Origin of the sequence: Agrobacterium sp. CMT1 (genome assembly GCF_037203725.1) — a bacterium.
In the GTDB taxonomy this organism is placed as follows: domain Bacteria; phylum Pseudomonadota; class Alphaproteobacteria; order Rhizobiales; family Rhizobiaceae; genus Agrobacterium; species Agrobacterium pusense.
In genome coordinates, this window is sequence record NZ_JBBCAR010000001.1 from 333,140 (window position 1) to 360,013 (window position 26,874).

Genomic DNA, 26,874 nt, shown 5'->3' on the forward strand with positions numbered 1-26,874 from the left:
ATCCTGGCTCCTCAGAGCCAGCCCTTCCAACGAAAAAAGAGAAACGGGATGATTGCGGACATCACCATGACGATCAGCGCAAGTGGATAACCAAATGTCCAGTTCAACTCCGGCATGAGCTGAAAGTTCATTCCGTAAACCGAAGCCACCAGCGTGGGCGGCAGAAAAACCACCGAAGCGATGGAGAATATCTTGATGATGCTGTTCTGCTCGATGTTGATGATGCCGAGCGAGGCATCGAGCAGGAAGGTCAGATTGCCGGAAACGAAGGAGGCATGTTCGTTCAGCGACTGGATATCGCGTCCGATGGACTTGCCCTGCTCCCTCACAACCTTGTCCGCGCTCGCCTGATCGCTGGTGGAAAAGAACGTCTGCAGCCGCGCCAGCGATGCAAGACTGACGCGGACCTTCGAAATCAGCCGATGATAGGCAGCGATGTTGGTCAGGCGGTCTTCGAGATAACGCGGCGCCTTGCGCTTGGAACGGGCCTGGCTGCCGAGAATATCAGCGGCGAGATTGTCGATGCCGGCGACCGAGTTTTCGAGAATTTCGGCCGTGCGATCGACGATTGTCTCGAGCAGTTTCAAAAGCAGCGCCGTGCCGCTGCGCATCTCGTGCGGCGCGCGGGTGATGGCGGCAATGAAAAGGTGGAATGATTTCGGCTCCGCATAACGGATCGTTACCAGGCGCGTGCCGGCGAGGATGAAGGCGACATCGGTGAGGCGGGGGTCGTCCGAATCCGCCTTCCACACCAGCGATGCGGTCATGAAAACATTGCCGTCTTCCATGTAGAGACGGCTGGAGGGCTCGATATCCTTCAAATCCTCACGCGTCGGCAGATCGAGCTGCAGCAGCTTTTCCACATGCTGCTCTTCCGCCCTGTCCGGGTTGACGAGATCGATCCAGACGATGTCATCAGGAATCTGTACGGAGCCGTCGTCTGACGACAGGCTGATCGCCTCGCAATTGGCGCGATAGGCTTTTATCAATCCGTTTCTCCGCTCCACATTGCAGGCCTTAGCCGCAATGCTGCTTAACATATCCTGTTTGCTGTCGGCAAACCTTTGGACGACAGTTCAGGGACAACCGAAACAGGCGCAACGTCATATCGCGCCAGCCCGATGGACCAAGAGCCAAACGGCGCAGGCGTATGCGCCCAAAGCGAGATGCAATCAAGCAATATTTTTTCGCGACAGCTTTGCAGACGAAGCACTTCTGGATTTCATGGCCAGAAACCGCACCGTTACTGGCCACCAATCTTCTGTTTTTACAGGACTATTCACAGCGCAGGTGCGCTTTGCGGTTTTTCCGGCCGTCCGTAGCTTATTCGAAAACGATCTTTGGAGCCGCTTTTCTTTCACCGGCGCCAATACGCTCCCAGACTTTTTTCGCTATCTCGCGGTAGATCGCAGCCTGTGGACCATCCGGGTCGGCAACGACGACAGGCGTTCCGGCGTCCGACATTTCGCGGATGGCGATGGTGAGCGGCACCTCGCCGAGGAACGGCACACCGATCCTTTCGGCTTCCGCCTTCGCGCCGCCGTGGCCGAAAATATCGTAGCGGGCGCCGGTATCAGGTGCGATGAAGTAACTCATGTTCTCGATGACGCCGAGCAATGGCACCTCCACCTTGCGGAACATGGTGATGCCCTTGCGCGCGTCGAGCAGCGCGAGGTCCTGCGGAGTGGAAACGATGACCGCGCCGGCAAGCGGCACCTGCTGGGCGATGGTCAGCTGCGCATCACCCGTGCCGGGCGGCATATCCAGCACCAGCACGTCGAGCTCGCCCCAGGCGACTTCACGCAGCATCTGCATCAGGGCGGACTGCACCATTGGCCCGCGCCAGATCATCGCGGCCTCCTCATCCACCAGAAACCCCATGGACATGACCTTCAGCCCATAATTCTCCATGGGAAGAATGATGCGGTCCTCCTGCTGTTTCGGACGACCGGAAATCTTGAGGAGCCGCGGCAGCGAAGGCCCGTAAATGTCCGCATCCAGCATGCCGACCTTCAGGCCAAGCGCCTGAAGGCCGAGCGCAAGATTGACTGATGTCGTCGATTTGCCGACCCCGCCCTTGCCCGATGCGACGGCGATGATGGCGCGGACGCCGGGGACGCCCACCTTGGACGAGCCCGGCTGCTGTGTTGGCCGGCCGGCTGCCGCGGCGGGACGCGCCGGCGCCGGCTGCTGTTGGCCGGGCTTGCGATCGGCAGTCAGCGCCACGACCGCGCCGGCGATGCCCGGAACGCCCTTCGCCGCCTGTTCGGCGGACAGGCGCAACGGCTCCATCTCAGCCGCCCTGTCGGCCGGGACGGTGATCGAGAAATAGGCCTTTCCATCTGCGATGAAGATTTCCGAGACCATACCGAGGGAAACGATGCTTCTGCCGCTGCCGGGATAGATGACGGCGTCCAGAGCCTTTTCCACCTGGTTCTTGCTGACCTCTGCCATTGTCTTACTCCGTTACATCGTCCGGTCTGATCGGGAAACAATTTGCGCCATCCATAGACAAGCGGGAGCGGTTCGCCAATGCCAAAGCGCAAACAGGAACCATTCGCGACGATTTAGCGCTGCGATTTCAAATCTCGTCATCCATATCGAGCGTCTCCGGATCGAAGACGCGCCCGTCGAAGAAACAGTCGGGTCCCAGAACGAGGCCGGTGCGCGATGCGCCGACATGAACAGGTTCCCTCAGCGTGCCTTCCAGCTTCAGATTGGCGCCCGGCACCGGCACGAAAAGTGGTTTCATCGCCTTGCGAAAAATATCCGGCCTATACGCATTGCGTGCGGCTTCCACCACCGCGGCATCGAAACGGCAACCGGCGGGTATTTCCCCCCAGCGCAACATCTGGCTGAAGAACCAAAGAGCCTGGCTTTGCCACGGAAAATTCGCCGCTTTCGCGCTGGTGACGAAAAATTCCTGAAAACGCTGCATGTCCTTCTGCGAAGTCGAAATATAGCCCGTCAGGGCCGGAAGCAGGAATTCGCCACTGACGTTCATATAATGAGGAGCGGCCAGAATACCGGCAAGTTCCTCGATATTGGCGGGGTTGGCGCACCACTCGCCCGCGCGATAAAGCGCGCGTAGCAGCCCCTCCAACAGGCTGGCATTCGCATCAGCCCAATCTCGCTTCACGGCAAGTATTTTTTCCGGGGCATTGTGCCAGATGAGCGCGCCCGTCGTCACGATACGCCCGGCGCCAACCAGCACCGCAGCGCTGCCCGCGGGTTCAGCAGAACAGAGCGCATCGACGTCGCCGCTTTCCAGAAGCCCGGGCATCGCCTTCGGCAGCGCTTCGACGATTTCCATGTCACGGCCAAGCAGCACACCGCAGCTTCCGAGCAGATAACGCAGGGCATAAAAGGACGTCGAGGCGATATCCTCAACCGCGAAGACGGGCGGATTTTCACCCGCGGCCCGGCGTGCGGCGCAGACGCGGGCCATCGCACGGCCGAAAGCCGCCGGGTCCGGCAGCTTCAGTCCCTCACGGTAAAGTTCATCATAAAACCCAGGGGAAACGGTGGTCGCGGAGCCGCCGAGGGAAAGCGTGAAAACGCCGATGATATTGGCCGGCATATCATGGAGACCAACGGCCGACCCCACGGGAACGGGAGCGGGCAAATGCGCGATCTGAACGCCGTCCTCGCCGAGCACCGAAAGAACACCACGTGCGGACTGCTTTCGGACCAGTTCCAGTTCTATGCCTTCATCGGCGGCAAAGCCTTTTTCGGCAGCGACTATCAGCACGGCGCAATCGACAGTCGGAGAAAATCCCGCTTTTACACTATGCCGCTCCGGCAACGATTTCTCCTTTCCGGTGATTCGAAAAGAGGATCGCCCAGGAAGGGCTTTATCACAATGATAAAATTGCGAGTTTCGCTATTTAATCAGTCCGACGCGCAGGGCCTTGGCGACCGCCTGGGTGCGGTTGACCGTATCGAGTTTTTTCGTCGCGCGGTTCAGGTAGTGATTGATGGTATGCTCCGACAACATCATGATCTCGGCGATTTCGGCACTGGTCTTGCCGGCTGCCGTCCAGTTCAGGCAGTCGATCTCCCGTTCGCTCAATGTTTGCGGCACGCGGAGATCGAGACGGCGGATTTCGGACAGCCGGGCAAAGACGTGGCTGGAAATGTAAAAAAGCTCCGCAAGTCGGGCTTCCGGCAGGGCCGTCTTGTTGCCGGAAAAGGATACGGCGCCGCGCCTGAGGGTGACATCATGCACCGGGAACCAGACGGAATTTATCATCTCGAACCGTTCGAAAAGCGCGACCACGTTTTTCTTCAGGACATGCCCCTCGCCTTCGACCAGGAAATCCAGCGACACGGAAAAGGGTACAGTGGATTTTCTTAACCGCGCCATGACGCGGCTGTTCTGCAACTCGCCTTCTTCATCATAGCGTTGCAACAGTTCGGCCGGCCAGCTGGTGATGACGGTATAATGCGACAATTCGCTTGAGACCTCTGTAGTGAGGTCGAGTACCATGAAGGCCCTGAATTCCCACGCTTCCGTCAGCCGCTTCAGGAAGCGGAATATATCGAACTGCGTATTAAGATTGGCGATCTCGCGAACGCAATCAACACCAATCGACTGAACGCTGGCCGTTTCTGTTTTCTGCATGAAAGCTGTTCTTCGAGCATGAGGAAATGCCGCCGCAAAGGCCCGCCTCTGCCCGGAATTTTGAGGATGTTACTCAGCAAATCGATTCATGCAAACAAAAGTTGAAAATTAGATCAGAATATTCGAAAATTAGCGTTATCTCGCGTAAGCCGGTCATGTCTCCTCTTTTTCGCGGGCGGGCATCCCCATAAGCGGCATCGGCTTTTCGTCAATCATCCGCAACCGGCGATAAGCGATAGACAAGTTCTGCCGAAATTTTATCGGCGGTTGCACGCACCAGCGGCGTCCAGGCGCGGAGCTGTTCCACATCCACCCTGTAGGCGGGGCCGGTCACTGAAATCGCCGCGCGGAAACTGCGTCCCGGGGCCGGTAACGGCGCCGCAACGCAATGAATGCCGATCTCGTGCTCCTGAAGATCGAAACCGTAACCGAGGGTGCGAATGGCCGAAACATCCTCCATCAGGGCCTGCGGTGTGGTGATGGTGTTGTCCGTGAAGCGCTTAAAATCCAGCCCGGCCGCGAGATCTTCCAGATCGCCAGCGGGTAGCAGCGACAGCGCAGCCTTACCCACGCCGGTGCAATAGGCTGGTGAGGTCTTTCCAACCTGCGAATGCATGCGCAAGCTGTGCTTGCCCTCAATCTTGTCCAGATAGGTCACTTCGCGCCCGATCAGAACCGCGAGATGCACCGATTCCTGCGTTGCCTCCTGCAGCGCCGCCAGGTGTGGGGCGGCTATGCTGCGCAGATCGTTGCCACTCCAGGCTTTGGCTGCAAACTGCAACAGCCTCAGGCCAACAACGTAGGTCTGGTCGGGGGCCTGGTCTATCAGGCCTTCGGCAAGCAGATGTGCGAGCTGGCGATGGACGGTGCCTCGCGGCTGCCCGCACGCTTCCACCACATCGGTGAAACGCATCTGCCTTTCAGAAAGGGCGATCAGTTCCAGGAGCGAGATGGCCTTACCAAGTGTACCGGTGTCGCTATCGGTTTTTTGCCGCGCGGCTGGAACTGCGCTGCGCATCCTGCCATTGGGTATTTCGATATCAGGCATGGCAACATCCATTGTCATTCGCCTTGACATGAGGCTTGCGCCAAGGGAATAATTCCATTTATTAAAATCTAGTTCCAAATAATGGAACAATCAAGCCCCTGACGGATGAGATCATGCCGATGACGACAGCCCAATTTCCGGACCTCAAGGATGCGGGCGTGCTGATCACTGGCGGCGGTTCCGGCATCGGGGCTTCGCTCGTGGAAGCCTTTGCCATGCGGGGCGCAAAGGTAGCGTTCATCGATATCGCCGAAGAGCCGAGCGAAGCGCTGGTCCGGCGGCTTTCCGGGGTGTCGCCCCACCCGGTCCATTTCTTCAGGGCCGACCTGCGCGACGTGGCGGCCATAGCCGTGACCGTCACTGAGGCGGCCGCGGCGATCGGCGGTATCAAGGTTCTGGTCAACAACGCCGCCTGGGACGACCGTCATGACATAGATACGGTGACGGAAGCCTATTGGGATGCCAATCAGGCGGTCAATCTCAAGCAGATGTTTTTTACCGTTCAGGCCGCGCTTCCCTACCTCCGGCTCGCGAAAGACGCCTCCATCATCAATTTCTCGTCCATCTCGTTTCTGCTCAACATGGGCGAACTTCCCTCCTATGCGGCGGCGAAGGCAGGTATCATCGGGTTGACAAAAAGCCTTGCCGGCCGGCTGGGGCCAGAAAATATCCGCGTCAACACGCTGCTGCCGGGCATGATCGTGACCGAGCGACAGAAGGAACTGTGGCTGACGGATGAGGGCATTGCGACGACCACGGCGCGACAATGCTTGAAGCGCATGCTCGTCGCTGCCGATTTGTCTGGGCCATGCCTGTTTCTCGCATCCTCGGCATCAAGCGCCATCACGGCGCAATCCATAATCGTAGACGGAGGCCTTCTATAATGTCTGAACCCGCTTTTATCGCCGTTGACTGGGGTACGACCAGTTTCCGGCTCTGGCTCATGAGCCGCTCGGGTGCGGTGCTGGCGGAGCGCAGAAGTTCGGAAGGCATGACCACGGCCATGCGGACCGGTTTTGCCGAGGTTCTGCAAGCGCATCTCGACGCCATCGGCGCGCCTGAAGATTTGCCGGTTCTCGTCTGTGGTATGGCAGGCGCGCGGCAGGGTTGGGTCGAAGCGGGTTACATCGACGTGCCGGCATCGCTCTCGTCGGTGCTGGATGGCGCGGTTCGCGTGCCGGGTCAGGCGCGCGATGTGCGCATTCTGCCGGGGCTGGCGCAGCGGGATAAAAACGCGCCCGACGTGATGCGTGGCGAGGAAACGCAATTGCTCGGCGCTCTTGCCTCCTCGGACACCGGCGAGAAACTTGTATGCATGCCCGGGACGCATTCCAAATGGGTGACCGTTCGTGATGGCGACGTCAACGGCTTTGCCACCTTCATGACCGGCGAACTGTTCGAGGTCATTTCCAAGCAGACGATCCTGTCCCATGCGGTGGCCGAGGCGGAGCCTTTCACCGGCCGACACGAGGACTTCAGAGCGGCCGTGCTCGACATTTACGCCAATCCGCAGCTCGCCAGCAACCGGCTGTTCACACTGCGCTCCGGTCAATTGCTGCATGGCCTCGCCGCCACGGATGCCAAGGCCAGGCTTTCCGGCATCATGATCGGGCTGGAGATCGCCGGCGCGCATTCGACGGCGCGGCGGGAGACACCGGTGGTGCTGATCGGCTCCGGCGCGCTTGGCGCGCTTTACGAAGGTGCCTTCACCGCTCTCGATATCCACTATACGGTCATCGACGCAGACGAAGCCGTGCGGCGCGGATTGCTGGCCGCTGCAACAGCCATCTGGCCATAAGAAGAAAGATCGACCATGCGTATTCCCTTCCCTTCCATCAAATATCCGCTGATTGCCATCCTGCGCGGCCTGAAACCCGAGGAGACAGAAGGCGTTGTCGGCGCGCTGATCGAAACCGGCTTCCGCGCCATCGAAATTCCGCTGAACTCCCCCGATCCGTTCCGCTCCATCGAGATCGCGGCAAAGATGGCGCCCGCCGATTGCCTGATCGGCGCCGGGACCGTGCTGAGCGTGGAAGACGTCGCATCGCTGGACGCGGCAGGCGGCAGGCTGATGGTTAGCCCCAATGCCGATGCGGAGGTCATTACAGCTGCACGTGAAAAAGGCATGGTGACGATGCCGGGCGTTCTCACCCCCACCGAAGCGCTGGTGGCCGCAAAAGCCGGTGCGACCGGGCTGAAGTTCTTCCCCGCCAGCATCATTGGCCCCGCCGGCATCAATGCGATCCGGACGATCCTGCCGAAGGATCTGGTCATCGCAGCGGTCGGCGGTGTCTCGGATAAGAATTTTGCCGACTATACATCGGCCGGCATCATGGCGTTCGGGCTCGGAACCAGCCTCTATAAACCCGGCATGACCGCAGCGGAGGTGCGCGAACGCGCCACTGTCACACTGTCGGCCTATGATGCAGCCATCGGAGGATAAGAGCTTGGCGACTGTTTTTCCCTTTACCGGACGTGTTCTTGACGAGACGCCGATGCTGCTCGGCGAAGGCCCGACCTTCGACCCTGCGACCGGCACGGCCTGGTGGTTCAACATTCTCGAGCGGGAATTGCATGAACTGCACCTCGCCTCCGGCCGCAAGACCGTCCATGCCCTGCCCTTCATGGGCAGCGCTCTGGCGAAAGTCAGCGACAGCCAACAGTTGATCGCCTCCGATGACGGGCTTTTCCTGCGTGATACGAAGACTGGTGTGCTGACTCTGCATGCGGAGCTGGAAAAGGACCTGCCCGGCAACCGGTCCAATGACGGGCGCATGCACCCTTGCGGCGCGCTTTGGATCGGCACCATGGGCCGCAAGGCGGAAACCGGCGCGGGCAGCATCTATCATGTTTACAAAGGCACGGTGACGAAGCTGTTTGCCGATATCAGCATTCCGAATTCGATCTGCTTCTCGCCCGATGGCGCGGCCGGATATTACGTCGATACCAAGGTGAACAAGCTGATGCGCGTGCCGCTCGATCCCGAGACCGGCCTCCCCTCCGGCAAGGCTGAAGTCTTCATCGATTCGACAGGAGTCGATGGCGGTATCGACGGCTCGGTCTGCGATGCCGAAGGGCATATCTGGAACGCTCGTTGGGGCAAAGGCGCGGTTGATCGTTATGATACCGACGGCAACCATATTGCCCGATATGCGGTGCCCGCGGGACAGACGACCTGCCCGGCCTTCGTCGGTCCGGACGCATCGCGCCTTCTCGTGACGTCGGCGCGTGAAAATCTTGACGAGGACGCCCTAGCCGCCAATCCGCAGCACGGGTTGACGTTCGAACTGGGGGTTGAAGTCAAGGGCCGGTTTGAGCCGCTTTACAGGCTCTGAGACGCGGCACGCACCGCCTTCTCATTCCTGTGCTTGTCACAGGAATCTAGCCAGCCCAAGTCTTGGACCGAAGGGACTCTCTTCGCCGCGCAGACGCGCGTCGGCCGGGTTCCCGTGACAAAGACAGGAATGAGGGGTGTTCGGGGCGTCCCCACCGCCTCGTCCAAGGTCATTCCGTTTCTCAGGAAATATCCGACAATATCTCGCGGTAATTCTCGTGTAGATACCGCTGGGTCGCCGCGGCGTCGGCGGGGCGGCCGTAGAAGTAGCCTTGTCCCATGGCGCAGCCGAGCGCGCGCAGTTTTTCCTCTTCCGCCCGCTCCTCTATCCCTTCGGCCACGACTTCAAGATCAAGCCCTTCGCACATGGCGACGATGGCCTTGATGATATGTTCGGAAGGGCGGTCGCTGCTGATGCGCGAGACGAAAGCGCGGTCGATCTTCACCTTGTCGAATGTGAAATCCCGCAGGCGGCCGAGGCTCGATTGGCCGGTGCCGAAATCGTCGAGAGAAATACGAACGCCCGCGCTCTGCAACTCGCTGATGATCCGCTGGGCGGTATCGGCGGAGGTCATGACCGCCGTTTCGGTGATTTCAAGCTCCAGCCGGTGCGGGTCGAGGCCGACACGCGAAAGTATGGACAGAATATTGTCGGCCGTGCTGGGGTCCATCAGTTGCGCGGACGACAGGTTGAAGGACAGAAAGAGCTCACGCGGCCAGAAAAGCGCCGCTTCCGCGGCTTTTCTGAGCAGGGCCTCCGAAAGCGCATCGATGAAACCGCGTTCTTCGGCCAGCGGCACGAAAACCGCAGGCGATACGAAGCCGAGATCCGGATCGTTCCAGCGCGCGAGCGCCTCGAAACCGATGACCTTCGCCTCCTCCAGCCGGACGATGGGCTGGAAATGCACGTCGATCGCGTCGGTGATGATCGCGTTTCTGAGCGCCTGCTCAAGCTGCGTGGCGCGCTTCATCTCCTGCGCAATCTCACGCGAATAGACGGTGATCTGGCCGCGGCCGCGCCGCTTGGAGCGGTAGAGCGCCGTCTCGGCGCTTTTCAGCAGATCCTCAAAATCATCGCCGGCGAAGGGATAGATGGCAAAGCCGAACGAGGAGGAAAGCCGGACGTTACGATCGCCAAGATCATAGGGAGCGGAGAGCACGTCCTTGATCATGTTGCCGACACGCTCGGCACCGGTGCGTTCGAACACCAGCGGCAATACGAAAGCGAATTCGTCGCCGTCATGGCGAGTCACGATGGCGCCATCGGGAATGCAGGCTTTGAGGCGGTGAGCAACCTGGCAGAGGATTTCATCGCCAGCCTGCACGCCGAAAAGGTCATTGATGGGTTTGAAGCCGTCTATATTGGCAATGCCGACCGTGAAGGGTGCTGGATCGCTGGAGCGTTCGCTGGCGAGCATGCGGATCTTGTCCCGCAAACGATAGCGGTTGCCGAGCCCTGTCAGCGGATCGCTGTAGGCCATCGCCTGAAGCTCGTTCTGGCTAACCGGCAACGTTTGCGGCTCTGCCCGTTTCATTCCTGCATCTCTTGAATCCTCTATCGACCGCGATCACAATGCAGGGCAAGTATTAAAAAAGCCATAGAGCGACGAACCGAAAACCACAGACCGCCCTCGTTGAGACCCGCTGCCAGCGCAAAACGGCCGAGGCGGCGGCAATTAATTGTATGTTTACGCCACGCGGTTCGATGGAGGGGGCTATCACGCCTGCAGCTGCAGCACGTCCTTGCCAAAAAGCCGCACAAAAACAGCCTCCACCATATCGGGGCTGACAGGTTTCAGCAGCATGTCCTCCATCCCGGATGCGAGGCATTTGTCGAGGTCGCCTTCGAATGCGTGGGTAATGACGCCGACAACAGGAATGCGCTTTTCACCCGAAAGATCGCGCATGCGGCGGGCGACCTCGAAGCCGTCGATATCGGCAAGCGTCGTGTCAAGCAGTACGACCGACGGAGCCTGTTCCACGAAGAGACGCAGCGCTTCCTCGCCCGACGTGGCGAGCCGCCAGGAAAGCCCGAGACCCTCAAGTATCTGCGAAAAAACGATCTGGTTGACCCGGTTGTCCTCGACGAGAAGAACGTCGCACACGCCGCCGTTGCTGAGGATTTTGGGCAGGTCCTGCGTCATGATCTCCCAGTCCTCCTCTACCGATTTCTCCTTCGGCACCGAATGGAGCCCTACAGCCACATGATGCAACAACGACGCGTCAATCTCGTCCTCCTCGATGCTGACGACGGGCAGATGGTGTGCCGCGGCAATATCGAGGCATGCGATGCTCATCTGGGCGTCGATGACAACAACATCGATGGCAACCCCGGCGGAGGCGGCGACATCGATAAAGGCGCGCTGCTCTTCCTCGCTCGTCACCGCTGCATGGTCCATGCCACCTGCCGTGAGCTGGCGGCCTGCGGCCTCTGCAAAGCGGCTGTTTTCGGAGACGACCAGCACCGCCTTGCTTTTCAGCAAGCCGTTACGGCCTTCCTTCTCCTCATCCTTTCCATAGGTTGAGGACACAAATGCCACATGCTCCAGAGAAGGGATGACGGGCATGCCGTTCGCATCGAGCGTGGCGAGCGCAGTCACATCCTCCATCGTCGTCACCAGAAAATAACGGCCTGACCGTCCTACGCGCTGTTTGCGCGTGATCGTCAGTATCTCTTCACCGTTCAGGCGTCTCACCCTTTCCGGAATGACGCTTGGCGTGCCGCTCTCCAGTACCGTCCGGTCGGCCGCATCGATCCGCCCCGCAACCTTGCTTGAATGGAGATCGAAGACCGTGCGTCCGAGCAGGCTCTCGGGGCTGGTTTCGACCAGGGTGCAGGCGGATTTGTTCACGGCGGCATAGGCCAGGTTCCGGTCCTTGACGAAGACGGGAAACGGCAGATTGTCGAGAATATCCTCGAGGAGCTGTACGCGCTCGAGATCGATACGCCATTGTTCTTCACGCTTCTTCTGTTCAGAAATATCCGCGAGGACACTAATGCCGAGACCGGATGGCAGGCGGTTCATGACAAAGCGCAGGAACCGCTCCCCCTTCAGCCGTTCGGTTTTTTCAGACCGTTCCTTCCAGTGCAGAGCCAGCCGTTCGCCGATCCACTCTTCCCGACCGAACTGGCGGGCATTGGCGGCAGGATTTTCCGTCTCGATATGGTAACAATCGTACAGGGCGCCAAGATAATCGCGCAGGCGCGCGCCGGGGCCGATGACGGCCTCTTCCAGCGGGAAAAAACTGAGGAGCTTCCGGCTTGCGAAAATAATGTGATCGTTACGGTCGTAAACGACGATCGCCGCGCCAAGCGCGTCGCAAAGGGCATCAAGCATCACCGTATGAACGCCCGCGCCGGAGGACGCCAAATCACTCAACTGCAAACTCCCGCCTGTTTTAATGGGTCAGGCTTTTGTTTCTATTGGAATCGTCCAGGGCAGATGCCGGGATGAAACGAAAATTCCGGAAAACAGACATCAGGGTTTGCCGCTTGAAGCAGTCTTGAGGAGAAGATGACGCTCACCCATAGTCGACGTCACACACCACCCGGCAGAGGTGGCCCCGTTTCTGCGGTCATTTCAAGCTGCCCCACCATAAACAAGGGCGATTAAGGGCGGATTAACGCTTAAACTGCATTGGCGGAAATGGTCCGATGCCATGCAACCCGCAAAACATGTGCAAATTTCCGCGGTCTCAGTTTTTTGCTTTCGAAGCCGGCGCGAATCCGCGAAAATGGCGATCATGGCCATCAAGCAGCTCTCAGAAACCCTTATCAACCAGATCGCCGCCGGCGAGGTCATCGAAAGACCCTCCAGCGCCACGAAGGAACTGGTGGAAAATGCCATCGACGCCGGGGCGACGCGCATCGAGATCGCCACGGCGGGCGGCGGCAAGGGGCTGGTGCGGATTACCGACAATGGCTGTGGCATGTCTCCGGCCGATCTCGAGCTTGCGGTCAGGCGGCACTGCACCTCGAAGATTTCCGATACACTTGACGATATACGCACGCTCGGCTTCCGCGGCGAGGCACTGCCCTCCATCGGCTCCGTGGCCAAGCTGACGATCACCAGCCGCCAGCAGGGCGCGGAGCAGGGTTCGGTGATTTCCGTCACCGGCGGCAAGGTTTCCGATGTGAGGCCGGCCGCCTCGAATGCCGGCACCATCGTCGAGGTGCGCGACCTGTTCTTCGCCACACCGGCACGGCTGAAATTCCTGAAGACGGAACGCGCCGAAGCGGCCGCAATCACCGAAGTCGTCAAACGCATGGCGATCGCCTTTCCGCATATCCGCTTCGTGCTGTCAGGCACGGATCGGTCGACGCTCGAAATTCCGTCGACGGGTGACGATCATCTGGCCCGCATGGCGCAGATTCTCGGTGCGGACTTCAAGGACAACGCCATTGAAATCGATGCCGGGCGTGAGGATGTGACGCTGACGGGCTTTGCCGGCGTGCCCACCTTCAACCGTGGCAATTCGGCGCATCAATATGTCTTCGTCAACGGCCGTCCGGTGCAGGACAAACTGCTTTTATCCGCCATTCGCGGTGCTTATGCCGAAACCGTGCCGCATGGGCGATATCCTGTCGCGGTGCTTTCCATCACGCTCGATCCCGCCTTTGTGGATGTAAACGTACACCCGGCGAAATCCGACGTTCGTTTTCGCGACCCCGGGCTCATTCGCGGGCTGATCGTCGGCGCGATCCGCCAGGCGCTGACGCGTGACGGCGACAGGGCGGCAACGACGGGCGCCAGCCAGATGATGAACGCCTTCCGCCCCGGCTATAGCCCTTCTGGCCTCAGGCCATCGCCTTTCACGACCGCTCCCGCGCCATGGTCCGCCGCGACCTCGCCGTCACGGCCGCTCGCCGTTTCAGGCGCAACGCAGTTTTCGGAGGCGGTACAATCACATTTCTCGGACATCACCACCCCAACGGCGCGGGCCGAGTCTCGGGAAACTTATGAAGCCGGCGCGAGCTCCTCGCCCGAGCCCACGCTCTACCCGCTCGGGGCCGCGCGGGCGCAGCTGCACGAGAACTACATCATCGCGCAGACAGAAAACGGCCTTGTCATCGTCGACCAGCATGCGGCGCATGAGCGGCTGGTTTTCGAGCAGATGCGGAATGCACTGCATTCCAAACGGCCGGCTTCGCAGGTGCTGCTCATCCCCGAAATCATTGATCTGCCGGAAGAAGATTGCGACCGGCTGATGGATCACGCCACCGGTTTCGATGCGCTGGGGCTCGTCATCGAGCGTTTCGGGCCGGGTGCCGTCGCCGTTCGCGAAACCCCGGCCATGCTGGGTGAGGTCAACGTGCAGGGAATGGTGCGCCAGCTTGCCGACGAGATCGCCGAATGGGACGCCGCCTCGACGCTTGCCAACAAGCTGGAATATGTCGCCGCCACAATGGCCTGCCACGGCTCGGTGCGTTCCGGCCGGCGCATGCGGCCGGAGGAGATGAATGCGCTTCTGCGGCAGATGGAAAATACACCGGGTTCGGGCCAGTGTAATCATGGCCGTCCGACCTATATCGAACTGAAGCTTTCCGATATAGAACGGCTCTTCGGCCGCAGCTGACGCCGTCTTACATGCACGGGCGTCGGGGCTGGCCTTGCGCCACGCCGGCCTATATAAATTCAGGATACTGGAGCATCCGGATTGTTCAGGAAAACGCTACGCCGTTTCGGACTGGGTGCCCCGACAGGACAGAGCAGGAGACGAAAACGGATGAACAGATTTGAAGGAGGCGGCAATCGCCTCGCCGTCATCGAATATCTCGACGGTGACTTCCGCATCGTCCAGACCGGCTCGCATGTCATCTGCGCCATGACAGGCAAGAGCATTCCGCTCGATGAGCTGCGCTACTGGAGCGTGGCGCGGCAGGAGGCCTATGTGGATGCCGCGGCTTCTCTGGAAGCCGAAAAGAAGGCTGGTACTTTGCCGGCATAAGGAGGGAAGAGACGCGTCGAGTGTCGCGTGTTTGCCTCCCTCGTCCCTATGCTCGTCACGTCAGTGAGGAGAAACCGGCGCACGACGGTTTGTCTTTTTCGGTACCTTAACGCGACGTCCGCGAATTATCCCGAAGCAAACGGGCGCGGCAGTTCGCCACGGCCGTATCGATAATCGTTCCAGCCGCATTGGGATCGTCGAACACCATGTCGACCTCGATCACCAGGCTGTTCCAGAGCAATTCCTCTGCCCGGCCGTGGTGCCCGTTAAGCCGCACGGCATCCTTGGCCGTGGTGACAAGTTGCAGATCCGCCTTGCCTGCGTCCTGCAGAAGATCGGCAATCTCGTCATCGCTGAAGTGGTGATGATCCGGGAAAGAGCGCTGCATCACGATATCGCCGCCGAGCGCTTCGACGGTTCGATAAAATTTGGCCGGGTCGGCTATGCCCGCATAGGCCAGCACACGCCTTCCCCTGAAATCCTGCGGCTCCTGCGGCGTGATCGCCGCAACGAAAACGGGTTTGGCAGCCTTTGCGGCTCGCCGCACAAGGGCATCGGCCGCGTGACCATTACCGACCTTCAGGAGCCCGGTCATATGCCGCATCTGTTCGGCGAGCGGGGCTCTTACCGGACCGCCCGGCACCAGATGGCCGTTGCCGATGCCGCGCATTGTATCGATGACGACAAGCGCATAATCCAGCGTCAGACGCGCGCTCTGAAACCCGTCATCCATGATGATGAGATCAACGCCCTCTTTGATCAGGCGATGCGCACCCTCAACGCGGCGGCGCGAAATCACCGTCACCGCTTCGCGCGCCAGAAGCAACGGCTCGTCTCCGACATCGGCAGAGCGATGATGTGCGGGATCGACAAGGGTGGTGACATCCAGTGTGCCGCCATAACCGCGGCTGAGAAATCCGGGTTTCAAGCCTTTCGCAACGGCGGCCCTTGCAATTGCCATTGCCGTCGGCGTCTTGCCCGCGCCACCCACGGTAAAGTTGCCGATGCAGATGACCGGAACGGTGACACTTGCCCTTTTTCCCGTCCGCATGCGCCGGCCGGCGACCTTGCCGTAAAGAAGCGAGAAAGGAGACAGGAGCCACGCCTGCCAGCCCGCTTTCTGCCACCAGAAGGGCGGCGCTTCAGAAACCATCTATTCCCGCTCCCGGCCGGGTCGCCCACGGCATTGCGTTCGCCATTTCACGTCTGGGAGGTTGTTTGCCAGAAAAAACCGTAAATTGCAAAATCCGAATAGACGGCTTTACGCACCGGTGCTGATACGGACTGGCCGTGATTTAACATGGAACTTCAATCTGCGCGCCGCGATATCCATTTTCTCCGTCATACCGGCTCAAGGCCGGCATGACGGGACGTGGAGAGTGCCGCGACAATGCAAACCGTGCGGCACCGCTCAAACAGCCCGTTCCGGCAGAAGCGCTTCGAGCCCGGTGATGTCATCGAAACAATAATGGGCATCCGCACCCAGGCTTTCGCGAGAGCCGGTGCCGGTGAGAACGGCGACCCTGAGACCCGCGCCGGCGTTTTTCGCCATATGCAGATCGTGGTTATTATCGCCGACGACGGCCACGCGGTCGGGAGAGATACCGATCGCCTGACAGAAGCCGAGGACCATGCCGGGCTGCGGCTTGGTGCCGTAACCGCTGTCATATCCCGCAACGAAATCGATATCGTTTTCGAAACCGAAGCGGATGGCCGTCTGGCGGATGGAGTTTTCGTTGTCGCTGGAGGCGATACCGAGCTTGTAGCCGCGAGCCTTCAGCCTCGCGAAAAAACCCTTGAGATCGGTCACCGGCACGGATTTATCCGCGGCCTCGGTAAAAAGCCGGTCGAGACGTTGCGTGAGCTCGACAACATCGCAGGGCGAGCCGGCGGCGACGAGACCGGCGGCGATCTCCGCCGTGTTGCCGGCGGCCAGAAGACTGTCGGGCACCACATGACCGGTAACGGGATCCATGCCGCAGGCGGAGAGAAGCCTGTCGGCGAGGACGGGATCTCCCTTGGCCGCAATCGACGCGAGTTCGCGGTTCACCGGTCCCCAGCTTGCGTCATAGCCCAGCAGCGTGCCGTCCTTGTCGAAAAGCACTGCGGCGATTGACTGCGCGGCGTTGAGTTCTATATCCGCTACCATGATCCGATGGCGCTCCGCGGCTGCAGCTTGGCGGAAACGGTGAGCGGGTTGATATAGGGCTCCAGCGCCTTCACCGTGGAGGAAAGCGCGCCGCGCATATCCTGAATGACCCGATTGCCCGCATCGATCATCTTGTAACGCTCATTATCGTTGACGAGCAGATAATGCACCGCCTTTGCCAGCATCTCCACATCACGGATGATGCGGCCACCACCTGCGCGGATCAGCTTCTGATAGGCCTCGCGGAAGTTCTGCACATGCGCGCCCGACAAAACCGCACAGCCAAGCATGGCAGGCTCCAGCGGGTTCTGCCCGCCTTCGGCCGTCAGCGAGCGGCCAACAAAGGCAAGCTCGGTCAGCCGCAGGTAAAGCCCCATTTCGCCAATCGAGTCTCCGAGGAAAATATCGGTTTCAGGCGTTATCACATCATTGCGGCTGCGGCGAGCAACGGAGAGATTCATGCCCTTCAGCATGGCCTCCACCTCATCTCCACGCTCGGGATGGCGCGGCACGATGATGGTCAGTTGCCCGTTGCGCGACTTGATCGCCGCATGCACGGTGGCCGCGGCCTTCTCCTCACCGTCGAAGGTTGAGATCGCCGCCCATGTCTTGCGATTGCCGACCTGCTTGCGGTAGCTCTCCAGCAGCGCCTCGTCACAGGGCGGCGGGTCGGTGTCACCCTTGAGGTTACCCGATATCACCACCGGCCAGGAACCGAGATCGCGGAAACGTTCGGCATCGAGATCGGATTGGGCAACCACCAGCGCCAGCTTGGAAAACAGCGATTCAGCAATGTCGTGGCGAGCTTTCCAGCGATCGAAGGAACGGTCGGAAAGGCGTGCATTGACCCGGATCTGCGGAATGTGCCGACGCTCCAGTTCCATCATCGTCACCGGCCAGATTTCGGACTCGGCCGTGATGGCGGCATCGGGTGCCCAGTAGGTCAGGAAACGGTTGACCGCGATCTTGATGTCGAGCGGCACATACTGGTGGATCACGTCATCGCCGAGCCGGGTGCGGGTCAGTTCGGCCGAGGTGACCGTACCCGTGGTCAGAAGCACGAAGATGTCGCGTTTGCGGATTTCGCGGATGAGCGGAATGAGCGCCAGCGTTTCGCCGACACTTGCGGCGTGGAACCAGACGAGCGGCCCGCGCGGGCGCTCGGCACTCGCATAACCGAAACGTTCGAGCCGGCGGCGTTTGTCTTCCTTGCCCTTGGCGGCCCGATAGGAAAGATAGGGCTTGGCAAACGGGTAAGCGGCGATACCGGCAATGCGGTAACCGGAAAGAGCGAAACGTGCGATACGGCTGCTCATGACAGTCTGCCCTTGATCATTCCGCGCAATGCCCTGCCCCTGTTCTGGTTGTTATCGCCGCCTACTTCTTCTCAAATTGCGTCATTTTTTGTCATCGGAAACGAAAGCGCGATCACATTTTCTCGCATCGGCATTCCCGGGCTGCGCCGCTCGCGCAGGAATCACGGGAAAGCGCGCTTTCATCCAATAGTATTACAACGCAAGGGCAAAGGGACTCAAATTTTGTCGTCAGGATTGAGAAGACGGTGCATATGCACGATAAAATAACGCATATGGGCGTTATCGACAGTCATCTGTGCCTTCGACTTCCAAGCCGTGAGCGCGGAGGCGTAATCTGGATAGATGCCGACGATGTCGAGCGCGCTCAAATCCCGGAACTGAACATCCTGAAGGTTTTCCAGTTCGCCGCCGAAGACGAGGTGCAGCAGCTGTTTCGGTTTGCCAGTTTCCGTCATGTCTTATCTCTTTCTTGAACTCTGAGAGAGGCCTTCATCTGCGGGATTTCCCGCCAAACGTCAACTGCCAGACGGATGTGAAAACGCTTTCAAAAGTGCAGGCAGCGCATAATTTGCTGCGGCGCACAATGCGGGGTGGTTCACCCGACGGCGATTATACATCAGAGGTTTGCCATCCAGACCGGCAAGCCGGCCGCCGGAGCGTTCGAGAATGAGATCGGCCGCGGCCAGGTCCCACTCGTGTGAGTTGGGCATGACCAGCGTACCGTCGATACGACCATCCGCCACCATCGCCAGCCGGTAGGCCAGCGACGGCACATGCGGGACACGCTCGACATTGTTGCGCATCGTTTCCGGCAGATGCGTGATCGCCTCTGCCGCGGCGGCGAGATGGAAGGTGCCGGTATTGCCGCCGCTTGCGGAGATGGGGCTTCCGTTTTTTAACGCCACGCCGCCCTCTATCGCGGTAAATTCCTCCGACAGCGCCGGTGCGACGAGCACGCCCACCACCGGTCGCCCTTCATGCACCACGGCAACGCTGATGCACCAGGTATCCCTGCCGCCAATGAAGGCGCGGGTGCCGTCGATGGGATCGACCACAAAGACGGTGGAACGGGAAAGCCTGTCCGTATCGTCATCCGTCTCTTCGGAAAGCCAGCCATAATCCGGCCGGGCGGAGCGCAGAATGGTTTCGAGGATTTCATTGGCGGCGTAATCGGCCGCGCTGACCGGCGAAAGCCCGCCATTCTTCCACCAGACCTCGGGATCCTTGCGGAAGAAACCGAGGGCTGTCTCGCCCGCCTTGCGGGCGGCTTCGAGGACCAGCCTCAGATCGGAGGCCCAGCGGGCCTCATCCATGTCGTTCATCTTGCCGTCTTTTCCGCGCGCCTCAGATGGCGCGCCCGTTTTTCTGTTCGCACTTGCATATGAAGCGCCAGCGAAAACCCCGCAGGTCGCCTCACTTGCCTGCGATCGTCATGCCTTCGATGGCGAGCGTCGGGGCCGCGATGCCGTATTTGCGATCAATATCGTTGGCCGGCGTGATCCGCATGAACATGTCCTTCAGGTTCGAGGCAATCGTGACCTCGGAAACCGGAAAGGTCTTTTCGCCGTTCTCGATCCAGAAACCGCTCGCGCCGCAACTGTATTCACCAGTGATCATGTTGGCACCGTGGCCGATGAGCTCGGTGACGTAAAAGCCCGACCCGACCTGCCCCAGCAGGTCCTCCGGCGAAAGATCGCCGGGCTCCAGAGCAAGGTTGGTGGAGGCCGGCGAGACCGAAGTGCCGCCACGCACGCCGCGGCCGTTGGTTTCCAGGCCGAGTTCCCGTGCCGCGGAGGTGGAGAGGAACCAGTGCTTCAAAACGCCATCCTCAATCATCGTCATCTTTTCGCCGCGAACACCTTCGCCATCGAACGGACGGGAGGAAGGGCCACGCACGATCTGAGGATCGTCGGTGAGGTACAGGCCTTTTTTCAGCACCTGCTGGCCCATCTTGTCGCGCAGGAAGCTGGTCTTGCGGGCAACGGAAGCGCCGTTGATCGCGCCTGCAATCGCACCGACGAAGCCGCGGGCGATACGGGGATCAAACACCACCGTGATGTTGCTGCCGGTATCGACCTGGCGCGGACCGACGCGGCGCACGACTTTTTCACCGGCGCGACGGCCTATCTCTTCGGCGGTATCGAGATCTGCATAATAAAGGCGGCTGTCGAAATCGTAGTCGCGCTCCATCTTCGTGCCTTCGCCGGCGATGACACTGACGGAACGGCTGAAACGGCTGCCCATATAGCTGCCGGCAAAGCCATGCGACGTGACGAGAACGAGGCCGCCCATCCCGCTCGATGCACCGGCGCCGGAGGAATTGCTGACGCCCTTGACCGCCAGCGCCGCCTCTTCCGAAGCAAGGGCCGCCTCGCGCAATTGATCCGCAGATACGTCCGTTGCATCGAAAAGCTCGAGATCGTCATAGGAAGTTGCCAGCCGTTCCTTGTCCGCAAGGCAGGCAAAGGGGTCTTCCGGCGAAACCTTCGCCATGGCCACTGCCCTTTCCGCCAAGGTCTTCAGATCGAAGCCGGGATTGGCCGAAACGCTTGCCACCCGGCGACCAACGAAGACACGCAGGGAAAAATCGTCGCTTTCGGAGGATTCGGTGCTTTCCACCTTGCCGAGCCGCACGCCGACCGATTGTGAGCGCGAACGCACGACAACAGCATCCGCCTCATCCGCGCCGGCGGCCCGGGCAAGATCGACAAGCTGGCTGGCGCGCTCGAGAAGTTTGGAAGAATCTATTTCTGAGGACATGAGTTGGCCTTTCATTCCTGTTCCATTTATTGTGCCAGCAACCCCGCATCAAGGGCGAAACGTCGCTTTCTCCGTCCAGAGGGCGCCATCGCCACCCTATTCGAAAGTTCGCCCGCATGACCGAGCACGACGCTCTCTTTTCCGAACCCTTGCTGCTTCTGGCCGGCGCGGTCATTGCGGCCTCCGTTTTCCGCAAACTCGGACTTGGCACCGTGCTCGGGTATCTGGTGGCCGGCATCGTCATCGGGCCGTTCCTGCATCTGGTCACCGATGCGAAGGACATCTTCAACGTCTCGGAACTCGGCGTCGTTTTCCTGCTCTTCATCATCGGGCTGGAACTCAAGCCGTCGCGCATCTGGCAGATGCGGCGCGATATTTTAGGGCTGGGGCTGGCGCAAGTACTGGTGACGGGCAGTGTGCTTGCGGCGATTGTATGGTGGGCGGGGCTGATCGACTGGCGCGGCAGCCTCGTCGCAGGTTTCGGCCTTGCGCTTTCCTCCACCGCCTTTGCACTGCAGATCCTTGCCGATGACGGCGACATGAATACAAGGCATGGCAACCGGTCCTTCTCGATCCTGCTGTTTCAGGATCTCGCCATCGTGCCGCTTCTTGCCCTTGTCACCATTCTTTCCAACCGGCCCGATGTGCCGACGGATTCCATGGTGTCCGATCTCATCGCCTCCGTCGTCGCGGTGGCCGGAATGATCCTTGCCGGGCGGTATCTTCTCACCCCCATGTTCCAGATCATCGCCCGCACCGGCGCGCGGGAGGTGATGATCGCCGCCGCCCTCTTCGTCGTCATCGGCGCCGCCGCGATCATGGAGGCGGTCGGCCTGTCGATGGGCATGGGCGCGTTGCTGGCGGGGTTGATGCTGTCGGAGTCCTCCTATCGGCACGAGCTGGAGGCCGATATAGAGCCGTTTCGCGGGTTGTTCCTGGCATTGTTCTTCATGGCCGTCGGCATGTCGCTGCACGTCCATATCGTTTATGAGAACATCGTGCTTATCCTGATCGCCGTGCCTGTCATGATGGCGGTGAAGGCGGCGCTGATCTATGGCCTCTGCCGCATCGCAGGCTCATCGCGTTATGCGTCGAGCCGCATCGCGCTGCTTCTGGCGCAGGGCGGCGAATTTGGTTTCGTGCTTTTCACCACGGCTGCCGCCTCGGGACTGTTTCCGCAGGCAACGGCCTCGATCCTCGTTGCCGTCGTTACGCTCTCCATGGCGCTGACGCCGCTTCTTGCGGTGATTTCACGCCGGCTGACGGCGGAGGATGCGGAAGAAGACAAGCTGGAAGAGGATTTCGACGGAGCCGGCGCGGATGTGCTGATGATCGGCTTTTCCCGTTTCGGTCAGATCGCCTCGCAGATCCTTCTCGCCGGCGGGCGCGACGTGACCGTGATCGACAGTTCCGCCGATCGCGTGCGTCAGGCCGCCCGTTTCGGTTTCCGTATCTTTTTCGGTGATGGCACCCGCAAGGACGTGCTGATCGCCGCCGGCATCGAACGGGCCGATCTGGTGGCGGTCTGCACCCACAAGAAGGAAGTCACCGACCGTATCATCGACATGATCCAGTCGGAATTTCCAAGCGTTCGCATCTATGCCCGCTCCTATGACCGCATTCATTCGATCGACCTTAGAAAGAAGGGCGTGGAATATGAGCTCCGCGAAACGCTGGAATCCGGCCTGCTGTTTGGCAGGCGTATTCTCGAGGGGCTCGATATGGATGGCGACAGGGCTCTGGCGATTGCCGACGACATTCGCGAACGCGATGAAGAGCGACTCCAGTTGCAAGCCGTGGAAGGCCTCGCCGCCGGCCGGCAGATGCTGCACAACAAGCCGGTACGCGAGGTGAAGCCGGAACCGCTGATGAAGCCGAAGAACAAGGCGGAAAAGCGGGAGGAAGAAGAGGATATGGAGGACAGCGAGACGGAGGTGTCGTTGTGAAATGCGTTCTTCGTAGTGGCTGGGATAGCGCCACTTATGTCTTCTCCCCGCCGGGGAGAAGTCCGCGGCAGCGGGATGAAGGGGCAAGTTCTCCGAAATCCGGCAACGTTCCCCCTCATCCGACCCTTCGGGCCACCTTCTCGCCGGCGGGGAGAAGAAACCAGTGGTACCCGCTCGTTCCTAGCGAATACTCAGGGATTACTGCTTAAGCCTCCACGCCCTGCCCGCGATGAAACAGCTCTACCTGCAGTTCGATCTGGCGTTTCAGATCATCCTTGATGCTGGACGACGCGTTCAGCACCTCTTCCGACTTCAGGAAGTCCAGCACGCCGAAACGGTGAACCGGTGGGCGTAGGAAAATGTGTGGCGGGCGCAGTCTGAGCTTCAGAGCAATCGCCGCCTGCATCATCAGCTGGCTGGCGCCGAACAGGCTTTCCAATCGGCTGGGCATGGTGGTTCCATCCCCTTCCGGACCACCGACAACATCGACGCCAATGACGATATCGGCGTGATCCAGCAAATGTTCATACGGGACCGGATTGAAGATACCGCCATCGATCATGATGCGGCCATCGATACGAACAGGCATGAACAGCGCCGGAATGGCGGCTGAAGCCGCCAGCGCCTGGATGATCTCGCCGCTCTCGACTACCACTTCGGTCTGGGCGTAATAATCCGTGGTTATCACTTTCAGCGGAATGGCGAGTTCGGAAAAATCCTTCGGCAGCGCCTGTGGCATCAAGGCGTGGAGAATGAGTTCGAGATTGAACTGGCCGAGACGAAAACCGTCCACCGCATGGCGCATCGATGCCGGGCCGAGGCTCCAGAGCCGGTTGGCGACCGAACCTTTGCGTCCCATGAGTTCCAGCGTGTATTCGCGGATTTCGCGGCCAGACATGCCGGCCGCCATGCCCGCGCCGATGATGGAGCCGATGGACGAACCGGAAATTGCCACGGGCCGGATGCCGAGTTCGTCGAAAGCCTCGATAACGTTGATATGGCAGATGCCGCGTGCGCCGCCGCCGCCGAGCGCCAGTCCGAATGTCGGCTCATGATTGCCCGCACCATCGCCTTCGAGAACTTCTTCTCCGGCGCGGACGATCGTGACGCTTTCGTTCCCAGCCTGATCCATGCGAAACACCCAAAACTGGTTACCACGGTGAAGGGGTCTGCCTATCCGGCAAACACGACAAGACCGTGGCGTGACGGGGCACCCCCCGTCAGGGCTCGTAGCGGTAGAAATGCATCTTCGTGTCGCCGAAGATGCGGCTTTCAAGCAGCTTGAACGCCGGATCGACATTGACCGTCACATCGCCACGCTCTTCCAGAATGGCAAGCGCGCCGGCGTTGAGCCAACCGCCACTATGGGCAGCCGCGAAAGCCTTTTCGCCATGGCCATAGCCATAAGGCGGATCGGCGAAAAGAAGATCGAACGGTTCGATATTGTTGACGCCGCCGAGCTTGGTGGCATCACGCCGCAAGATGCGGGCGCGGCCATGCAGACCCAGCGCATCGATATTTTCCCAAAGCAGCCCCCTGCCCTCGACGCCGTTTTCGACGAAGAGCGCCACACGACAGCCACGCGAAAGCGCCTCCAGCCCGACCGCACCGGTCCCGGCGAAAACGTCCAGAACGCGCGTGCCATCCAGACTTTCCGGATAGGCATGGCTCAGAATGTTGAAGAGGCTTTCCCGCGTCCTGTCGATGGTCGGACGAATGGAATTTGTTTTCGGCGCGGCCAAGCTCCGGCCGCGGAACTCACCGCCTACGATCCGCATTACGTGTCATTCCCCTGCCTCCAGAAGGTTTGCCACCCGGGCCCTTACCGCCCGGCTTATTACCGCCGGGGCCCTTGCCGCCAGCGCCTTTTCCGGAAAACCCCGAACGTTCGCCACGCTCGCCCGATTTTCCGAAGGACGGCTTGCCAAAGCCGGGTTTGCCGCCCGGCTTGCCGCCGCGGGGCTTGTCACCCGCTGGCCGCTCGCCACGGGCGCGATCACCGTCGTCACGGGGTCTGTCGCGGAACGGACGGTCACCAGCGGGTCTTTCCCCCCGGGCGGTGCGATCGCCGAAACTCTTTTCGCCACGTGGGCGGTCGCTGCGCGGACGGTCACCGTCTTCGCGCGGGCGGTCACGGAAGGGCCGGTCGCCGAAGGGTTTGTCGCCCCGGGCCGGACGGTCACCAAACGGCTTGGCACCACGCGGGCGGTCGCCATCTTCACGGGGACGGTCGCGGAACGGCCGATCGCCGAACGACTTGCCGCCGCGTCCGCCACGATCGCCAAAATTCTTCTCGCCACGTGCGGAGCGATCGCCACGGCCCTGCCCGCGGTCATCGTCGCGGGTGGGTTCGGAACGAATCCACTCACCGTCTTCATCGGCATGGCGCACGAGGCTGCGGCGGGCTTCGTCCTGCGCAGAAGGCTTCTTGAACAGGCTTTCCGCCTCAGCACGGGCCGAAGACTTGCGTTCCTTGCCGTCACGGGTCGGCTTCGCACCAGGCGCCATCCAGACATTGGCCGTGCGGCTTGTGCCGGCAGGCTGGCGGGGGCGGCGGTCGTCACCCTCGTCCTCGGTGCGGCCCTTGGCGCCGAACTTGCCGGCAGGCTTGGAGCCGAACTTGCCGGCGGGCTTGTCGCCCCGCTTGGTGTCGAGGCGGCCAAGCGCCTTTTCACGGCGGTCCTCGGACTTGCCGCCTTTTTCGAAGCGTGGCTTGCCTTCCGGCGCATCGCTCTTTGCCCATTCGGCCTTCGCGGGCCGCTTCGGCGCGTTGTCTTCCTCGTCCTCAACGGGGGCATTGTAGATCGGCGCATCGAAATTGGCGCCCGCCTGTTCGATCAGGCGCGGGCCGAGCTGGTCGCGCAGCATCCGGCCACGTACTTCCAGCACCTTGCCTTCGGGCAGATCGCCGAGCTGGAACGGACCGTAGGAAACACGGATCAGACGGTTGACCTCGAGGCCGAGCGCGCCGAGCACGTTCTTGATCTCGCGGTTCTTGCCTTCGCGCAGGCCCATGCTGATCCAGACGTTGTGGCCCTGGGTACGGTCAAGCGTGGCGTCGATCGCGCCGTAGAGCACGCCATCGACGGCGATGCCTTCCTTCAGCTTGTCGAGCGCCGCCTGATCCACCTCACCATGGGCGCGCACGCGGTAACGGCGCAGCCAGCCGGTGGTCGGCAATTCCAGAACGCGGGAAAGACCGCCATCATTGGTAAGCAACAGCAAGCCTTCGGTATTGATATCGAGGCGGCCGATGGAGAGGACGCGCGGCAGTTCGCTCGGCAGATTGTCGAAAACAGTCGGGCGGCCTTCCGGGTCGGAATTGGTGGTCACCAGACCGGCGGGCTTGTGGTAAAGCCACAGCCGCGTGCGCTCGGCGCCGCGAATCGGCATGCCATCCACTTCGATCTTGTCCGACAGCGTGGCGTTGACGACAGGCGTATCCAGCTTGACGCCGTTCAGCGACACGCGGCCCTCCATGATCATGCGCTCGACATCGCGGCGCGAAGCCACGCCGGCGCGCGCCATGATCTTGGAAATGCGCTCGGGCTTCGAGGCGCCAACGGTTTCCGGCACCGGGGCGGCCTTTGCCTCGGCAGGTTTCTTTTCGCGCTCGGCGGCGGGTTTGCCGGGGCCTTTCGGCTTCCTGTCTCGGCTAAATGTCTTGCCGCCGTCACGCTTCGGCTTGTCTTTAAAAGTCATTTGCTGTTTGCCTGTTGTTTGGGCTGTCCTATCAGGTCCAAGCACA

The 26,874-nt window shown here is 60.6% G+C and carries 23 protein-coding genes; 7 read left to right on the forward strand and 16 right to left on the reverse strand.

Annotated elements, in window-relative coordinates; genetic code table 11:
- Positions 1-11 precede the first annotated feature (11 nt).
- From WA845_RS01835 to WA845_RS01855, 5 genes are all read right to left on the reverse strand, one after another.
- The gene (locus WA845_RS01835; protein ID WP_045532627.1) at positions 12-989 is read right to left on the reverse strand and encodes a magnesium transporter CorA family protein; all 978 of its coding nucleotides are present in this window, start codon (positions 987-989) and stop codon (positions 12-14) included.
- 334 nt (positions 990-1,323) lie between these two features.
- Positions 1,324-2,454, reverse strand: coding sequence for an Mrp/NBP35 family ATP-binding protein (locus tag WA845_RS01840; RefSeq protein ID WP_004440253.1), 1,131 nt, complete (start codon positions 2,452-2,454; stop codon positions 1,324-1,326).
- A gap of 127 nt (positions 2,455-2,581) precedes the next feature.
- Entirely contained in the window at positions 2,582-3,805 is a 1,224-nt protein-coding gene (locus WA845_RS01845) for a CmpA/NrtA family ABC transporter substrate-binding protein (protein ID WP_112553341.1), read from the reverse strand.
- A gap of 78 nt (positions 3,806-3,883) precedes the next feature.
- Positions 3,884-4,624, reverse strand: coding sequence for a helix-turn-helix transcriptional regulator (locus WA845_RS01850; RefSeq protein WP_112553339.1), 741 nt, complete (start codon positions 4,622-4,624; stop codon positions 3,884-3,886).
- A gap of 208 nt (positions 4,625-4,832) precedes the next feature.
- Positions 4,833-5,702: an IclR family transcriptional regulator domain-containing protein gene (locus tag WA845_RS01855; RefSeq protein WP_162719107.1), complete on the reverse strand. Its 870-nt coding sequence runs from the start codon at positions 5,700-5,702 to the stop codon at positions 4,833-4,835.
- Between the two features lie 83 nt (positions 5,703-5,785).
- Between WA845_RS01855 and WA845_RS01860 the strand changes: the two genes are divergently transcribed.
- The 4 genes from WA845_RS01860 to WA845_RS01875 are packed head-to-tail and all read left to right on the forward strand — an operon-like array spanning position 5,786 to position 9,007.
- Positions 5,786-6,556, forward strand: a complete 771-nt coding sequence (locus tag WA845_RS01860) for an SDR family oxidoreductase (protein ID WP_162719106.1) — start codon at positions 5,786-5,788, stop codon at positions 6,554-6,556.
- Positions 6,556-7,470: a 2-dehydro-3-deoxygalactonokinase gene (locus WA845_RS01865; RefSeq protein ID WP_112553335.1), complete on the forward strand. Its 915-nt coding sequence runs from the start codon at positions 6,556-6,558 to the stop codon at positions 7,468-7,470. Before WA845_RS01860 ends, WA845_RS01865 begins: the two co-directional genes overlap by 1 nt.
- Positions 7,471-7,485: 15 nt before the next feature.
- On the forward strand, positions 7,486-8,115 hold the full coding sequence (locus WA845_RS01870) for a 2-dehydro-3-deoxy-6-phosphogalactonate aldolase (RefSeq protein ID WP_004440240.1): 630 nt from the start codon (positions 7,486-7,488) through the stop codon (positions 8,113-8,115).
- 4 nt (positions 8,116-8,119) lie between these two features.
- Positions 8,120-9,007, forward strand: coding sequence for an SMP-30/gluconolactonase/LRE family protein (locus WA845_RS01875; RefSeq protein WP_112553332.1), 888 nt, complete (start codon positions 8,120-8,122; stop codon positions 9,005-9,007).
- Between the two features lie 181 nt (positions 9,008-9,188).
- Here WA845_RS01875 and WA845_RS01880 read toward each other — a convergent pair whose 3' ends face one another.
- Entirely contained in the window at positions 9,189-10,541 is a 1,353-nt protein-coding gene (locus WA845_RS01880) for a putative bifunctional diguanylate cyclase/phosphodiesterase (protein ID WP_112553328.1), read from the reverse strand.
- Positions 10,542-10,724: 183 nt separating this feature from the next.
- Positions 10,725-12,344: a response regulator gene (locus WA845_RS01885; RefSeq protein WP_162719123.1), complete on the reverse strand. Its 1,620-nt coding sequence runs from the start codon at positions 12,342-12,344 to the stop codon at positions 10,725-10,727.
- 406 nt (positions 12,345-12,750) lie between these two features.
- Here WA845_RS01885 and mutL point away from each other — a divergent pair, with 406 nt between their 5' ends.
- Both mutL and WA845_RS01895 read left to right on the forward strand, forming a co-directional pair.
- Positions 12,751-14,583, forward strand: a complete 1,833-nt coding sequence (gene mutL / locus WA845_RS01890) for a DNA mismatch repair endonuclease MutL (protein WP_035211815.1) — start codon at positions 12,751-12,753, stop codon at positions 14,581-14,583.
- A 150-nt stretch (positions 14,584-14,733) separates the two neighbouring features.
- Positions 14,734-14,955, forward strand: coding sequence for a DUF2093 domain-containing protein (locus WA845_RS01895; RefSeq protein ID WP_004440232.1), 222 nt, complete (start codon positions 14,734-14,736; stop codon positions 14,953-14,955).
- 106 nt (positions 14,956-15,061) lie between these two features.
- Here the strand turns inward: WA845_RS01895 and lpxK are convergent, their stop codons facing one another.
- The 6 genes from lpxK to WA845_RS01925 form a co-directional block, all read right to left on the reverse strand.
- A complete protein-coding gene (lpxK, locus tag WA845_RS01900) occupies positions 15,062-16,108 on the reverse strand; it encodes a tetraacyldisaccharide 4'-kinase (RefSeq protein ID WP_035211803.1) in 1,047 nt (348 codons plus the stop codon).
- Between the two features lie 258 nt (positions 16,109-16,366).
- Positions 16,367-17,104 carry an HAD family hydrolase gene (locus WA845_RS01905; protein ID WP_004440228.1) on the reverse strand — a complete coding sequence of 246 codons (738 nt, stop codon included), beginning with the start codon at positions 17,102-17,104 and terminating at the stop codon, positions 16,367-16,369.
- Positions 17,098-18,420, reverse strand: a complete 1,323-nt coding sequence (gene waaA / locus WA845_RS01910) for a lipid IV(A) 3-deoxy-D-manno-octulosonic acid transferase (RefSeq protein WP_006699512.1) — start codon at positions 18,418-18,420, stop codon at positions 17,098-17,100. The genes WA845_RS01905 and waaA overlap by 7 nt, the downstream gene beginning before the upstream one ends.
- Before the next feature lie 215 nt (positions 18,421-18,635).
- Positions 18,636-18,875 carry a DUF4170 domain-containing protein gene (locus WA845_RS01915; protein WP_004440223.1) on the reverse strand — a complete coding sequence of 80 codons (240 nt, stop codon included), beginning with the start codon at positions 18,873-18,875 and terminating at the stop codon, positions 18,636-18,638.
- A gap of 60 nt (positions 18,876-18,935) precedes the next feature.
- Positions 18,936-19,742, reverse strand: a complete 807-nt coding sequence (locus WA845_RS01920) for a 3'(2'),5'-bisphosphate nucleotidase CysQ (RefSeq protein ID WP_004440221.1) — start codon at positions 19,740-19,742, stop codon at positions 18,936-18,938.
- A gap of 91 nt (positions 19,743-19,833) precedes the next feature.
- Entirely contained in the window at positions 19,834-21,180 is a 1,347-nt protein-coding gene (locus tag WA845_RS01925) for a metallopeptidase TldD-related protein (protein ID WP_112553596.1), read from the reverse strand.
- Positions 21,181-21,296: 116 nt separating this feature from the next.
- Between WA845_RS01925 and WA845_RS01930 the strand changes: the two genes are divergently transcribed.
- Positions 21,297-23,126 carry a monovalent cation:proton antiporter-2 (CPA2) family protein gene (locus WA845_RS01930; RefSeq protein WP_004440219.1) on the forward strand — a complete coding sequence of 610 codons (1,830 nt, stop codon included), beginning with the start codon at positions 21,297-21,299 and terminating at the stop codon, positions 23,124-23,126.
- Positions 23,127-23,331: 205 nt separating this feature from the next.
- Here WA845_RS01930 and WA845_RS01935 read toward each other — a convergent pair whose 3' ends face one another.
- From WA845_RS01935 to WA845_RS01945, 3 genes are all read right to left on the reverse strand, one after another.
- A complete protein-coding gene (locus WA845_RS01935) occupies positions 23,332-24,258 on the reverse strand; it encodes a patatin-like phospholipase family protein (protein ID WP_045532795.1) in 927 nt (308 codons plus the stop codon).
- Between the two features lie 88 nt (positions 24,259-24,346).
- Complete coding sequence (gene rsmD / locus WA845_RS01940; RefSeq protein ID WP_004440217.1) at positions 24,347-24,904, reverse strand: 16S rRNA (guanine(966)-N(2))-methyltransferase RsmD; 558 nt, start codon at positions 24,902-24,904, stop codon at positions 24,347-24,349.
- Positions 24,885-26,828 (reverse strand): pseudouridine synthase, encoded by a 1,944-nt coding sequence (locus tag WA845_RS01945; RefSeq protein ID WP_037090828.1) that lies wholly within the window; start codon positions 26,826-26,828, stop codon positions 24,885-24,887. Before WA845_RS01945 ends, rsmD begins: the two co-directional genes overlap by 20 nt.
- Between the last annotated feature and the right edge of the window lie 46 nt (positions 26,829-26,874).